The organism is Aeribacillus sp. FSL K6-1305, from assembly GCF_038050115.1.
In the GTDB taxonomy this organism is placed as follows: domain Bacteria; phylum Bacillota; class Bacilli; order Bacillales; family Aeribacillaceae; genus Aeribacillus; species Aeribacillus composti.
In genome coordinates, this window is sequence record NZ_JBBOQV010000002.1 from 1,572,500 (window position 1) to 1,585,831 (window position 13,332).

The window sequence follows — 13,332 nt, forward strand, 5'->3', positions numbered from 1 at the left end:
AATGATATAATGAAGTAACGGTGTTTTCGGAGCAGTGATTCATAAGGGGGGAGGATAACGTGGAGGCCAAGAAGCAGTTATTTATTGATTTTGAATTTACAATGGCTGAGAACAAAATGAATCCGGAAGGCTTTTTTCCGGAAATTATCGAAGCGGGTGTCGTAAAGGTAGAAAGGGGAAAAATTAAAGAGACGTTTTCCACATTTGTAAAACCTAGATTTTTTCCAAAATTAACAGAACGATGTAAGCGTTTTTTGGAAATTACCCAAGAACAAGTTGATAACGGTCTATCGTTTTCCGAATTGGTTCATCTTCTTCGCAAGCTTTCTTTTGGGGAAGAAACAATGATCGTGACATGGGGCAACATGGACATGAAAGTTCTTCGCCATAATTGCAAAGAGCATGGACTGCCATTTCCAATAGCAGGTACGGAGATCGATTTATCAATGGAATATAAAAAATTTTTTGGCGACCGCAATCAAACAGGATTGTGGAAAGCTGTGGAGGAATACGGCAAAAAAGGAATCGGCAAGCATCATCGTGCACTTGACGATGCGTTAACAACTTTTAATATTTTTAAGCTGATTGAAAAAGATAAGCAATATCTTTTGAAACCAAAGCCGTTGACAATTGGTGAACGAATAGATTTAACAAAATTATGGCAAAAGCAAGCGACATGAAAAGGCCAGCTGCAATTTGTAGTGGCCTTTTCATAATGCTTTAAAATATTCTCTCTCTAATCGATTCAAGTTTTCAAGAGAACGCAATGCCCAATCGCTTCCATCTTCCTCAAGCTCCTTCTTTAAAGCAGCGGAAGCTTCTTTCAGAGAAGTTTCGTAATCAGGAATTTCCCCGTTATAATGGTGAACCATTTTTTTTGGAATATTTGCTTGTTCATTGAAGGAAAGTGCTTTGCGTTCATGAAAGAACGGAACATCAGCTTGTTTCGGCTGGTGCAAATCCCCTTGCATCGGATGTTTTAAAACCGCTTTTACTCTTACTAAATAATGATTCTCCCGAATTTCGGTAACTTCCCCGATATATTTACCGGTTTTATAAATGCCTGTAACGATATCCCCGACTTTTATGTCCAAAGTTTTCCCCTCCAGCAATTGTAATGTTTTCACCTATTGTACACTTTTATTTTCAGAGCAGATGGCATGATAAAGCAAAATTTTGCTATAGTAAAAGATAGAATGGATTTGAAAGGTCGTGATGATCATGGAATGGCTTCTAAATTTTATTCTATATTTTCCGGAAAATAAAATTGAATATTTATATGGTTTTTTGCAAATGGTTCCGTTTATCATTTTAGCTGTAGTTGCGATCATTTTTTTTAAAAAAATATCCCGCAAGGAAGAAGAAAAAGCGAATGAGCTGCTGAAAAAGCTTTCAGAAAATGAGAAAAAAAGAAGCTGAAACCGGGAGGCGATGCCTCCCAACGAATGTTAAGAAAGAGCCGTTTTTAGTCTCTTTAATCCATCTAGGACCATCTGCCGCGGACAGCCGATATTCATCCGCACAAAACCTTCTCCAGCCTTGCCGTATTTACTGCCCAGTTCCAATGCTAATTTTCCTTTTTCAAGCAGCTGTTTTTTTAATTGTTGTTCAGTCATATTTAATGAACGGCAATCAAGCCAAATTAAATACGTAGAATCAGGATGGATTACGTTTATACTTTTTAAATGCTCCCCAATATATTGTTCGACAAGTTTTACGTTTTCTTCAAGGTAAAGGAGAAGTGAATCCAGCCATTCATGTCCGTTATTGTAGGCTGCTTCCATTGCCGTAATGCCAAAAATATTTAAAGAAAAATGCCCCTGCTTTCTTTTCACTTGTTTAAATTTACCTAATATTTTCCTATCAGGAATGATCACTGCCGAAGCTTGAAGGCCGGCAAGATTAAATGTTTTGCTTGGCGCAATAGCTGTAATGGAATTTTGAGCAAATGATTCACTGATGGAAGCAAAAGGAGTGTGCTTATTGCCGAACAGCAAAATATCTGAATGAATTTCATCTGAAAAAACAAACACGCCGTTTTCTAAGCACAATTCGCCGATTTTTGCAAGCTCCTCTTTTGTCCATACTCTTCCGCTCGGGTTTTGCGGGTTGCAAAGAATCAGCATTTTGACGGATGGATCTGCCAGCTTTTCCGCCAAATCTTCAAAATCGATAGAATAACGCCCGTCTTTTAAAACTAATTCATTCTCCACAACAATGCGTTTATTATACTTCACCATGTCAAAAAAAGGCTTGTATACCGGGGGCTGAATCACAATCCGATCCCCCTCTTCCGTTAATGCTTGGATGGCTATGCTCATTGCTTCCACTACGCCTGAACAAAAATCAAGTGAATCGGCTGAAATTTCCCATCCATGTCTTGTTTTTAGCCAATTTTGAACCGATTTTTTTGTTTTGGAGGCGACGCCAGTATAGCCGTACACACCGTGTTCGACTCGTTCTTTCAAAGCCGCTATGACCGCATCGGGAGATTTGAAATCCATATCAGCTACCCACATTGGCAAAACATCTTCATGTCCGAACAATTCTTTTGTGAAATCCCATTTGTAAGATTGTGTTCCTTTTCTTTTTATTACTTGATCAAAATCACTCATCTTCTCACCTCAATACCAATGTATATGTGCTAAAATACAATTGCAAACATTTTGTACCAATTTGGGGGAAGCGATATGGAACAAAAAGAGGCAAATTTATTTATGATTGAACTGTTAAGTGAATGGGATCCGCTCCAACTGGGCAATGATGCTTACGAACTGGAAATAGTTGATTGCATTCAAGCCGTTCATACAATTGATCACCCTTTACAGTTGGCTAGGAAGATTCAGTCAATTTACGAATTCTCTTTTGAAGAGGTTATACCTTTAAAGGAATGTGAAAAAATCGCCAAAAAACTATTGGCGATTAAAAAAAATGCGTCATGCCAATTATTGTAAAAACACTTACCTATTTAGCCGAAACAAAAATCAAAAATGTGATTACTAACATGATATGGCCGCTCTTCAGGCACTAAATGGCCTGTTTGTTTGAAGGAGACAAAACGAGAGATGGGCAAATCTTTCTGAAGCTGGTATCCGACTTCGATTGGAACGATTTTATCTTCTTCCCCCCATACTAATAAGCATGGAATTTCAATCGTTTTTAAGTCTTGTGAGGAAAGATCTCCTTCACGTTCACGAATCATTCGGGTCAATGCTCTGAAAATTTTATCGTCATAAAACGGTTCGCTATATCCGTATATCATGTCTTCGTTAATGAGCGATTGGTCGTGCACGACACTGCATAAGCTTTTCCATACGCCTTGCCTGATAAATTGTCTTTTAACGTAAAGGTAAAAATACGGGAGATATGAACAAAATATGAGAGAGGAAGGCATCTTTTGCATATAACCAGAGCTGCAAATGAGCACAATTTTTTTAAACAAATCAGGTTTTTGCTTAGCTGCATATAAAGAAATTTGTCCGCCCATGGAATGGCCGACAATTACAGCCTGTTTGATTTGCAGACGTTCTAAAAGCTCTATAACCGCTTTTGCCATGTTGTGATAGGAATAGAAAAACTTCGTTGCTTTTTCTGATTTCCCAAATGGGGGAAGATCAATGGCTATAATGGAAAAGTGCTTTTTTAATAAAGGGATTAATTTTCTATAGCTGAAGGTGGAGGATAAAAATCCATGAATCAGCACGATCGTATCTGTTTGTTGTGGATGATGATAATATTCGTAATATATATTTGTTCCTAATATTTTCATCTTGTGATGGATTTCCTTTAGCAATGCTTATTTCTCCTTTCAGTAATTTTGTACCGTTAGTTTATCCATCAATTTAAAAAATTTTCTGGCATAGTGATGTAAAAATTCTGGAACGTGATATAATTATCTGAAGATTCCATTTTAGGGGGATTTACAAAAATGAAATTGACTGAAAAGGAAACAGAAATTTTAGAAATTTTGGAGGAAGACAGCCGCTTAACACCTGAAACAATTGCGAAAATGATTGGACTTTCTGAGGAAGAGACAAAGAAATTGATTTCAGGTTTAGAAGAGAAAAAAATCATCGTGAATTATGCGACAACTATTGATTGGAAAAAGGTAGACGGACATGAAGGCGTAACAGCCATGATCGATGTAAAGGTGGCTCCAAAAAGAGGCGTAGGGTTTGATGAAATTGCCGAACGCATTTATCGATTTAACGAGGTTAAATCGGTTTATTTAATGTCAGGCGCTTATGATCTTTCTGTCGTGATTGAAGGAAAAACAATGAATGATATAGCCCGTTTTGTATCGGAGAAGCTGTCAACGCTTGAATCCGTTTTATCTACAACAACACATTTTATTTTGAAAAAATATAAACATGACGGAATCATTTTTGATCACGAAGATAAAGATAAAAGAATCGTGGTGTCACCATGAAAATGAAGACGTTAAATTCATATTTGTCAGAAACTGTCATAAATATGAAGCCATCAGGCATCCGCAAGTTTTTTGACCTGGCTGCCAATATGGAAGGCGTTATTTCACTTGGTGTAGGAGAGCCTGATTTTGTCACTCCATGGAATGTACGCGAAGCCTGCATTCTTTCCTTGGAACAAGGATTTACATCTTATACAGCAAACGCTGGATTGTATGAGCTTCGCGAAAAAATCAGCGAGTATTTGTTCAAACGTTTTGATTTACAGTACGATCCGGCTGAAGAAATTATTGTAACAGTTGGTGCGAGTCAAGCGATCGATATAGCTTTCCGGTCTATTATTAATAGCGGGGATGAAGTATTAATAATAGAACCTTGCTTTGTTTCATATGCGCCTCTGGTCACTCTCGCGGGAGGGAAGCCTGTCAGCGTATCTACCTTTGGAGAAGAAGAATTTAAAGTCAATCCGGAAATTTTGGAAAAATATATTACAAGTAAGACAAAAGCCATTATGATTTGTACGCCAAACAACCCGACAGGAACGGTTTTATCGAAGAAAGAGCTGGAAGCAGTTGCACAAATTGCTAAGCGATATGACTTGCTGGTAGTGGCTGATGAGATTTATGCTGAGCTCTGTTATGAAGATGAATATGTAAGCATGCCGAGTATTGAAGGTATGAAGGAACGGACAATTCTTATTTCCGGCTTTTCTAAAGGCTTTGCCATGACAGGGTGGCGGCTTGGGTATATAGCTGCTGACCGAGTTTTTGCGCGTGCAATGTTGAAGGTTCATCAATATTCGATCATGTGCGCGCCGACAATGGCCCAATACGCTGCATTAGAAGCATTGGAAAATGATGAAGATGTTTTATACATGCGGAAAAGCTATCAAAGAAGAAGAAACTACATTGTTCAGTCGTTAAATGAAGCCGGTTTATTTTGCCATATGCCGGGCGGTGCCTTTTATGCTTTTCCAAGCATTAAAAGCACCGGATTGTCTTCCGAGGAATTTGCGGAGAGATTGCTTTTAGAAGAAAAAGTAGCAGTAGTCCCCGGCAATGTTTTTGGCCAAAGCGGAGAAGGATATATTCGTTGTTCATACGCATCATCTATGGAGCAGCTTCAAGAAGCGATGAAAAGGATCAAACGATTTGTACAATCTTTATAATGCTTTTATTGCCTGGCCTAATATGAGGCCAGGTTTTTTTATTTATTTTTGCTCAAATGAGTACATTGTGTTATAATTGATCACCGCATATTCGTTTTAAGCAGAAATTATGAATTAGGAGTGTTTAAATGGCTAATCAATATCCTATCGGGGCTGTTTTAGTTGGTAAAGTGACAGGAATCCAGCCGTACGGTGCATTTGTAGCATTGGATGAAGAAACGCAAGGTCTAGTGCATATTTCGGAAATTGCCCACGGATATGTAAAAGATGTCCGGGATTACTTAAAGATCGGCGATGAAGTAAATGTAAAAATTCTTTCTGTTGATCATGAATCGGGAAAGATCAGCTTATCCATTAAGGCAGTGGAAGAAAAATCAAAACCAATTGCTAAACAAAAAACAGAAAGCGAAGCGTCAAGAGGCTTTAACACATTGCGTGAAAAGCTGCAGGAATGGATTGAACAATCAAAACACGAAAATATTATAAAAAAATAAAGACATACGCATCGCTGTCATGGCGGAATTTTACGGAAACGTTATTGTAGAACACGAATTTGCTTTTTAATACTTATTCGTGTTACAAAGACTGCTATCGAACTTTGCCCGGACATTCTTTTAAAGATTTATCGAATGTCATTTCGGTTATAGAAGTTCGAAAAGCGGCAATCCTTCAAGCTGCGCTAATGAAAAAAACCGGCAATTATGCCGGTTTATTTGAACCCTACTTTTCGGTTCTGTCGATTTTTGAAAAAAATTATAGAAGGTTTTTTTACAGAAAATTATGTCGATTTTTTAAGCTCCGAATTTTGATCTCATTGAAATGCTTGTTGTCTTTATCTTGTTTCCGTCTTAGGCTCATTACGGGCAAATTCTGCATCAGGTTTAAATAAGAGAGCAAGATTAATGAGACCGGCAATACCGACTATACCATAAATGATTCTAGATAAAGCAGCATTTTGGCCGCCAAAAATAGCTGCCACAAGATCAAATTGAAAAAATCCGATAAGACCCCAGTTCAGGGCTCCGATTATTGTAAAAAGCAGTGCAATCCGCTGTAAAGTGCTCATGTTGCTACCTCCTTTAAGTTGAATTTTTCCTTATTAACTTGTATCAAAATGAAAAATTTATACATCTGATAGCAGGAATAATGAGCCTGCTCAGTTTATTGTTTTCTTGATTTCGACAAATATTTTCGATAAAGTGGAAGACATGGCAGATAAATTTTTAGAGATGGAGGAATTGCATTATGGCACATGTACGTTTTGATTACTCTAAAGCTTTATCTTTTTTTAGTGAGCAAGAATTTACATATTATCAAGATTTTGTAAAGGTTGCCCATCATTCCTTGCATGAAAAATCAGGTCAAGGAAGTGATTTTTTAGGTTGGATCGATTTGCCGCAAGATTATGACAAGGAGGAATTTGCACGGATTCAACAATGTGCCGAAAAAATCCGTTCGGATTCTGATGTATTGCTTGTCATCGGAATCGGAGGTTCTTATTTAGGTGCTCGAGCTGCAATTGAAATGTTGAACCATTCATTTTTTAATGCTCTTTCAAAAAGCCAAAGAAAAGCGCCGCAAATTATTTTTGTCGGAAACAATATAAGTTCTACATATATCCAAGATGTTATTGATTTTATAAAAGAAAAAGATTTTTCCATTAATGTCATTTCTAAATCTGGAACAACGACAGAACCAGCGATAGCGTTCCGAATTTTCCGCAAATTATTAGAGGATAAATATGGAAGAGAAGAAGCGAAAAAACGTATTTATGCTACGACAGATAAAGCGCGCGGAGCCCTCAAAACACTCGCAAATGAAGAAGGATATGAATCATTTATTATCCCGGATGATGTCGGCGGACGATATTCTGTTCTAACTGCTGTCGGGCTTCTTCCAATTGCGGTAAGCGGAGTGGATATTGAAGAGATTATGAAGGGCGCTCAAGATGCAAGAAGAGATTTTTCTTCTTCCGAGCTAATGGAGAATCCAGCTTACCAGTATGCCGTTGCGCGCAATATTCTTTATAATAAAGGGAAAACAATTGAAATGCTCATCAATTATGAGCCGGCTCTTCAATATTTTGCTGAATGGTGGAAGCAGCTTTTCGGGGAAAGTGAAGGAAAAGATTTGAAAGGTATTTTCCCTGCTTCAGCCAACTTTTCGACAGATCTGCATTCGTTAGGACAATATGTGCAAGAAGGGCGCCGGGACATATTTGAAACGATCTTACATGTAGAGAAGGTACGGCATGACATAACGATTGAAGAAGATGAAAGCAACCTGGACGGATTAAATTATTTAGCCGGAAAATCTGTTGATTTTGTCAATAAAAAAGCATTTGAAGGGACTCTCTTAGCTCATACTGACGGGGGCGTACCGAACCTCATTGTTTCCATTCCTGAATTAAACGCTTATACATTCGGATATCTCGTTTATTTCTTTGAAAAAGCTTGTGCAATGAGCGGTTATTTACTTGGCGTTAACCCGTTTGACCAGCCAGGCGTAGAAGCATACAAAATCAATATGTTCGCTCTTTTAGGCAAACCGGGCTTTGAAGAGAAAAAAGCTGAGCTTGAAAAACGCTTGAAATAAAAGGGAATCATGTAAAAAAGAACGGCAATTTGTTGCTGAATTTTCCTTTGCCAAGCAGACAGAATTTGATTAAACAGCAGCTGTAGCTATTTCTAGCTACAGCTGTTTTATTTTTGTCTATCTGCTGCCCGCTTCCGACAATTGGAATGCAATGTTGCTCTTTTATTCCTTTATTTAGAAAAATAAATACACAATTTGCTCTTCATCGCAATATTTTTGACTGTCACGTTATATCCCTTCCATTAACAGAAGCCCTTTAACTTTTATCTGTCCGCTGTAAGAGCGTGGAGAATATTATTGGAAAGAGGGATCCGCATAGTTAGAGCAAAATTCGAAATAAAAAACCAATTTTTTAACTTAAAATAATGACTTTCCATCAAACGAAAAATTCGCTCGAATATTTGCCGAATGCAAAAATCGCCATTTTCCATAAAGCTTGAAGAGCATCTTTCATGACTACTTTTTCACCATTGGGTAAACATAATAAAAAATGAGCAGGAAGGTGTTTAAGTTATGATTGAAATTTCTTCATCTTTGGAAGGAAAACAATATCCTTTATACGATTTAGAACTGGAATTAAAACAGTTAGGATACACAATTGGAGGGAATTGGGATTATGATCACGGTTATTTTGATTATCTGATGGATGATGACGACGGATACCACTTTTTAAGAATACCGTTTCGTGCTGTCGACGGGCAATTGGATGCACATAATGCAACGGTAAGACTCGGCCGGCCTTTTATTTTAACCCACAAATATAAAGAGGGACTTGACGATCATGCGGCAATTGGAAACTTCCAAGCCTCCTTTAATCAGTTTTCCGAACCGGCGGAAAAAGATGCCGATGTTTTAGAGCCTTATGTTCAATTAGGAGAGACACTAATTCAAGAGCTTGAAAGAAGATTAAATTAGTTTTTTAAAGCTATTAAACAATCGTGTTGAACGACTGTAAAATTGTGGGGAGGGTTTAGAAAAATCTCTTCCCCTCTTTTGATGCCAAAAAGAATGATGCCATTGGAAAACAGGTCATTATGTAATTGCTGAAAATTTTTCCCGATGTCCTGGTCTGTTGGAGATTCAATTGTTAAGCGGGCGCCGTATGCTTTCCCGAGCTCTAATATAACATTCGAAAATCCATTCTGAAATAAGAAGCTGTTTAAAAAGACTTGACCAACCACCTGGAAAGATTGAATAATCTCATCAGCTCCCGCCCGTTTGGCATTCAATGTTTGTGTTTTTGTCATCATTTCGCAAATGGTGTACACGGACGGATTTGACGCTTTTACCGTAATTAATACTAAAATCGTGAGCATGTCGGCTTCCAATTCGTTTCTATGTTGATCAGCTGTTATGAAGACAGCTTTTGCCTCTTTAATGTTTGCTTTATTTAAAATTTGATCATCGGCAGGATTTCCTTTAATAAAGTGTATGTTTTCATCAATATAAGGTGCCTCAGATAATGTTTGGTCGATAAGAACAATAGGGCAGTAAAATTTTATAATACGCAGTGTTTCAATAATCTCCTTTGTTTTTTCATTCCAGCCAATTAATAAAAAATGGTTTTTCCCTTTGAAAGGAATTTCCCCGTCAATATAGGCATTTTGCCTTTTTACAGCAGCAGCTGATAAATTCGTAAAATAGGATGTTAAAAATGCTACTCCGGTCAAAATTAGTATCATTCCGAATGTACGTCCCAAAAAAGTTTTTGGAACGAAATCGCCATAACCGGTTGTAGACATTGTTACAAGAGCCCACCATATGCCTTCAAAAGGTGTAGGAAACTCCTTCGGTTCTATGTAAGAAATCATCGTGCCAAACAAAATTAAAATCATTAACACAATAACAGACATTCGGATAAAAACCGGCCACCTTAAATATTGAATCCAAAGCTTTGTCGATTTCATGATTTACTTCCTTTCGTTTCGGCAAGAAAAGAGAAAATTTCTGTAATAATTGTATTGATTTTTTTGGAAACGGCCTCTTTTCCGTATGCATCGACCGCGCGTTTAATCGCCTTGATGGTTTGATCTTCAAATTCTATAATGCTTACATCTTCTTCTGATTCATTGTACAGCTCGATAAATACATCTAACGCATCGTTCATGTTATCAATTGCGGTACTCAGTTGTTTTTTCTCTTCATTATTAAGTTTCATCTCAACACCCCTGTATTAGTATGTGCAAATTCTTTTTTGAAAATGAAACTTTTCGTATACAAATGCGTATGAATATGTTGGACAGCTGAATTCATAATTATGGGGTGATTTTACAGTAAAGCTGAATGAAATGGTTCATGTCATCGTAGAATAGTAAAGACATGTGTCAGTTCTTTTACATTGATACAAAATTCTGTACAAATTCCTTCAAAAATTGTTATATTATTGTTAACTATAAAAAATAGAACGGGAGGTTTTTCAAAATGCTTTTTCATCCGATGGACATTCTGGTGTTCATTGCCTTCGGAATATCTATTTGGGCGCAATTCCGTGTGAAAGGGAATTTTGCTAAGTATTCCGATGTGATCGCTTCGAGTCATTTAACAGGGGCAGAAGTTGCGCGGAGAATTTTGGATCAAAACGGACTTTATGACGTTCCAGTCGAGCCTGTTCACGGGCAGCTGACAGACCACTACGATCCAATTCATCGGGTTGTGCGGTTATCAGAGCCGGTTTATTACGGAAATTCGATTGCGGCCGTCTCCGTCGCGGCGCATGAGTGCGGACACGCAATTCAACATAAAGAACGGTATGGTGCTCTTGTGTTAAGACATAAAATGTTTCCAGTTGTCAATCTTACATCGGGAATTGCTCCGATTTTGCTTATTGCCGGGTTTTTATTACAAAGCTTAAACTTGTTAGGGCTTGGGATTATCTTTTTCTCCGCTGCAGTTGCATTTCAGTTGATCACATTGCCTGTTGAGTTTAATGCGAGCTCTAGAGCAAAAGCTATTTTAGTAAGCGACGGCTTTATCCGAAACGAAGAAGAGCACGGAGTCAATAAAGTATTAAATGCAGCGGCTTTAACGTATGTTGCGGCAGCTTTAATATCTCTATTTGAACTTCTGAAATTCGTGATGATTTTCTTCCAATCTCAAGAAGAATAAAAATTGGAAAAGGGGCTTATTCGTATAATAGGCCCCTTGTCATTTTAGAAAAAGCGCAAGGCTAAGAGGCGGTGTTTATCATGTTAAAAAAATTTATATTACAGACGAGCCGGCGTGATGAAATGATTGACATTACAATGTCAATTCAACAGTTTGTACATGAATCAGCCGTTTCAGAAGGGATAGTTGTGGTATACTGTCCGCACACGACAGCAGGCATTACGATCAATGAAAATGCTGATCCTGACGTAAAGCGGGATATGATTCGCCGTTTCGATGAGCTGTACCCATGGGAGAATCCGCTTGACCGGCATTTTGAAGGGAATACTGCTGCTCATATGAAAGCAAGTACTGTCGGAGCATCCCAGCACGTTATCATCTTGGAAGGAAATTTGCTGCTTGGGACATGGCAAGGCATTTATTTTTGCGAGTTTGACGGACCTAGAAAACGGACATATTATGCAAAAATTTTAAAAGGATAGGTTTTAGTTAAAATGTATAAAAAGTTTGCCCGATTCTAGCCGAAATTCGTTTATTTTTATTTTCACGAATATAGTTTTGATAAGTTGATAGGTACTTGTAATTCGGTCTTGTAACTTGATCTTTTAAATAAGCCGATTCAACCGCTTGTCTTTTTCGATATCGATTTAACGTTTCGATGACGCCTTTTGCATCACGAATTCCGATTCCGTGACCGTAATACAGATTATTGCCGAGATGAATCGCATTTACCCCCCGCCACTGTGGTGTTTCCGGGTTAAAATCCGGGTTGTTGAAATAAACGCAGTCTCCTGGGACAAAATCAGTCGTAACGGTCGTTCGGACTCCGAGGTCTTTGTCGTAATGCCAGTCATATAAAACAAGATCTGCAAATAAATAATTAAAAGCTTTTTCTCCTATTGAATCAAGAGCAGCTTTATAGAACACAATGACTATAGCTGTTGCACATTCAAATGCATATTTATTTCCATTTATAAAAATGTCCTCTATTCCTTTTGCCGGAGTCACATCTTTTTTTAACAAAAACGCCCCTTTACTGCTCAGCTGCCAGAAGCGATCATGACAGTATGAATTTTCAAATGTCGCAAATTGCGCTTTGCTTTTTAAAAGGTCGAGCGAAGCTTCGATCGTTTTTCTCCTGAATAAAATTTCAAACTTTAATTCATTTAAGGATTCATAGCGATAAACTTTGTGGCTGTTTGCCATCCAATCAATAATTTCCCGATCTTTTGCATCTGAAAAAAATTCTTTTAATTCATTAGCTGTAATAGGCCTATTTTGAATTGAAATCATTTATCGTTCCCCCCTCTGTAGCCATCGTATGATTTTGATAAGTAATTGGTCCATGTAAATTCTGATATATCGTTGAAAAGAGCGTTACCGCATCAACTTTTTTACAGGAGAAAAACCTCTTATGAAATTTCGTCATTTGTATAAATTTATACTTGTATTGGAAAAATCATCACGCTATAATATTGTCTGTGACAAATGAAAAACGGGGCATTAGCTCAGTTGGGAGAGCGTCGTGCTGGCAGCGCGAAGGTCAGGGGTTCGAGCCCCCTATGCTCCATTTAAAAAACCCTTGTTGACCAAGGGTTTTATTATTTCTTCATAAAAAATGAGTTTTTTGTGATAATATTCGTCTTCAATGAAAAGAAGGGGCTGTCCAGAAAGTCAGATCCCCATTGAAAACAAAAAATCATAAACACCGATATATCAACGTTTCTAAAACATTAATGGGGGCGTCAATAAGCCGTAAAAACGAATTATTAGACACCCCCGTAAAGATTGTATAAATCTACTGATTGAATTTATAAATATATTTTGTGATAAAAAAAGTTTGTAAAAAATGCAAATATAAATCCGAGTGGAAACGAAAAAATGACGGACCAACCGTTCACTTTTCCGTTTTCTTCGCTTATTCTTATAGCTTCTTTATATCCATATGCAAAATGGAAAATGGATAAAAAATAAGCAATAATTAAGAAAGCCAGATCCATTTTTATCCCTCCCGCTTTTGTCTCTCTAAATTTTATA

Annotated in this window: 18 protein-coding genes and 1 tRNA gene; 11 read left to right on the forward strand and 8 right to left on the reverse strand. The window is 37.6% G+C overall.

The annotated features are described in order from the left end of the window. The first annotated feature begins 59 nt into the window (after positions 1 to 59). Complete coding sequence (gene kapD / locus NST97_RS17405) at positions 60 to 680, forward strand: 3'-5' exonuclease KapD (RefSeq protein WP_063387101.1); 621 nt, start codon at positions 60 to 62, stop codon at positions 678 to 680. 30 nt (positions 681 to 710) lie between these two features. Here kapD and NST97_RS17410 read toward each other — a convergent pair whose 3' ends face one another. Next, the gene (locus NST97_RS17410; protein ID WP_063387055.1) at positions 711 to 1,094 is read right to left on the reverse strand and encodes a kinase-associated lipoprotein B; all 384 of its coding nucleotides are present in this window, start codon (positions 1,092 to 1,094) and stop codon (positions 711 to 713) included. A gap of 127 nt (positions 1,095 to 1,221) precedes the next feature. Here NST97_RS17410 and NST97_RS17415 point away from each other — a divergent pair, with 127 nt between their 5' ends. Next, positions 1,222 to 1,419, forward strand: coding sequence for a hypothetical protein (locus NST97_RS17415; protein WP_063387054.1), 198 nt, complete (start codon positions 1,222 to 1,224; stop codon positions 1,417 to 1,419). A 29-nt stretch (positions 1,420 to 1,448) separates the two neighbouring features. Here the strand turns inward: NST97_RS17415 and NST97_RS17420 are convergent, their stop codons facing one another. Then, positions 1,449 to 2,615 (reverse strand): MalY/PatB family protein, encoded by a 1,167-nt coding sequence (locus tag NST97_RS17420; protein WP_063387053.1) that lies wholly within the window; start codon positions 2,613 to 2,615, stop codon positions 1,449 to 1,451. 75 nt (positions 2,616 to 2,690) lie between these two features. Here NST97_RS17420 and NST97_RS17425 point away from each other — a divergent pair, with 75 nt between their 5' ends. Then, entirely contained in the window at positions 2,691 to 2,954 is a 264-nt protein-coding gene (locus NST97_RS17425; RefSeq protein WP_063387052.1) for a DUF1871 family protein, read from the forward strand. 14 nt (positions 2,955 to 2,968) lie between these two features. Here NST97_RS17425 and NST97_RS17430 read toward each other — a convergent pair whose 3' ends face one another. Further along, the gene (locus NST97_RS17430; protein WP_063387100.1) at positions 2,969 to 3,769 is read right to left on the reverse strand and encodes an alpha/beta fold hydrolase; all 801 of its coding nucleotides are present in this window, start codon (positions 3,767 to 3,769) and stop codon (positions 2,969 to 2,971) included. Between the two features lie 159 nt (positions 3,770 to 3,928). On the opposite strand from NST97_RS17430, the gene NST97_RS17435 reads away from it, so the two are divergent. The 3 genes from NST97_RS17435 (at position 3,929) to yugI (ending at position 6,089) form a co-directional block, all read left to right on the forward strand. After that, a complete protein-coding gene (locus NST97_RS17435; RefSeq protein ID WP_063387051.1) occupies positions 3,929 to 4,429 on the forward strand; it encodes an Lrp/AsnC family transcriptional regulator in 501 nt (166 codons plus the stop codon). Next, entirely contained in the window at positions 4,426 to 5,595 is a 1,170-nt protein-coding gene (locus tag NST97_RS17440; protein WP_186439307.1) for an aminotransferase, read from the forward strand. Before NST97_RS17435 ends, NST97_RS17440 begins: the two co-directional genes overlap by 4 nt. 128 nt (positions 5,596 to 5,723) lie before the next feature. Beyond that, complete coding sequence (gene yugI / locus NST97_RS17445; RefSeq protein ID WP_066249272.1) at positions 5,724 to 6,089, forward strand: S1 domain-containing post-transcriptional regulator GSP13; 366 nt, start codon at positions 5,724 to 5,726, stop codon at positions 6,087 to 6,089. A 338-nt stretch (positions 6,090 to 6,427) separates the two neighbouring features. On the opposite strand, the gene NST97_RS17450 is transcribed toward yugI, so the two are convergent. Next, positions 6,428 to 6,661 carry a DUF378 domain-containing protein gene (locus tag NST97_RS17450; protein WP_063387049.1) on the reverse strand — a complete coding sequence of 78 codons (234 nt, stop codon included), beginning with the start codon at positions 6,659 to 6,661 and terminating at the stop codon, positions 6,428 to 6,430. 179 nt (positions 6,662 to 6,840) lie between these two features. On the opposite strand from NST97_RS17450, the gene NST97_RS17455 reads away from it, so the two are divergent. Both NST97_RS17455 and NST97_RS17460 read left to right on the forward strand, forming a co-directional pair. After that, positions 6,841 to 8,190 (forward strand): glucose-6-phosphate isomerase, encoded by a 1,350-nt coding sequence (locus tag NST97_RS17455; RefSeq protein WP_063387048.1) that lies wholly within the window; start codon positions 6,841 to 6,843, stop codon positions 8,188 to 8,190. Positions 8,191 to 8,703: 513 nt separating this feature from the next. After that, a complete protein-coding gene (locus NST97_RS17460; RefSeq protein WP_063387047.1) occupies positions 8,704 to 9,105 on the forward strand; it encodes a YugN-like family protein in 402 nt (133 codons plus the stop codon). Here NST97_RS17460 and NST97_RS17465 read toward each other — a convergent pair. Beyond that, positions 9,102 to 10,097 (reverse strand): potassium channel family protein, encoded by a 996-nt coding sequence (locus NST97_RS17465; protein ID WP_066249275.1) that lies wholly within the window; start codon positions 10,095 to 10,097, stop codon positions 9,102 to 9,104. The two genes, NST97_RS17460 and NST97_RS17465, sit on opposite strands and share 4 nt — an antisense overlap. Further along, the gene (locus NST97_RS17470) at positions 10,094 to 10,348 is read right to left on the reverse strand and encodes a hypothetical protein (protein WP_063387045.1); all 255 of its coding nucleotides are present in this window, start codon (positions 10,346 to 10,348) and stop codon (positions 10,094 to 10,096) included. The genes NST97_RS17465 and NST97_RS17470 overlap by 4 nt, the downstream gene beginning before the upstream one ends. 263 nt (positions 10,349 to 10,611) lie before the next feature. Here NST97_RS17470 and NST97_RS17475 point away from each other — a divergent pair, with 263 nt between their 5' ends. Together NST97_RS17475 and NST97_RS17480 are read left to right on the forward strand one after the other, a co-directional pair. Then, positions 10,612 to 11,295, forward strand: coding sequence for a zinc metallopeptidase (locus NST97_RS17475; RefSeq protein ID WP_063387044.1), 684 nt, complete (start codon positions 10,612 to 10,614; stop codon positions 11,293 to 11,295). A gap of 80 nt (positions 11,296 to 11,375) precedes the next feature. Continuing rightward, on the forward strand, positions 11,376 to 11,777 hold the full coding sequence (locus NST97_RS17480) for a secondary thiamine-phosphate synthase enzyme YjbQ (protein WP_063387043.1): 402 nt from the start codon (positions 11,376 to 11,378) through the stop codon (positions 11,775 to 11,777). 7 nt (positions 11,778 to 11,784) lie between these two features. Here NST97_RS17480 and NST97_RS17485 read toward each other — a convergent pair whose 3' ends face one another. Next, complete coding sequence (locus tag NST97_RS17485) at positions 11,785 to 12,588, reverse strand: protein-glutamine gamma-glutamyltransferase (protein WP_144597759.1); 804 nt, start codon at positions 12,586 to 12,588, stop codon at positions 11,785 to 11,787. A gap of 204 nt (positions 12,589 to 12,792) precedes the next feature. On the opposite strand from NST97_RS17485, the gene NST97_RS17490 reads away from it, so the two are divergent. Beyond that, positions 12,793 to 12,865 (forward strand) — tRNA-Ala (locus tag NST97_RS17490). Positions 12,866 to 13,106: 241 nt separating this feature from the next. Here the strand turns inward: NST97_RS17490 and NST97_RS17495 are convergent. After that, positions 13,107 to 13,295 carry a hypothetical protein gene (locus NST97_RS17495; protein ID WP_063387041.1) on the reverse strand — a complete coding sequence of 63 codons (189 nt, stop codon included), beginning with the start codon at positions 13,293 to 13,295 and terminating at the stop codon, positions 13,107 to 13,109. Between the last annotated feature and the right edge of the window lie 37 nt (positions 13,296 to 13,332).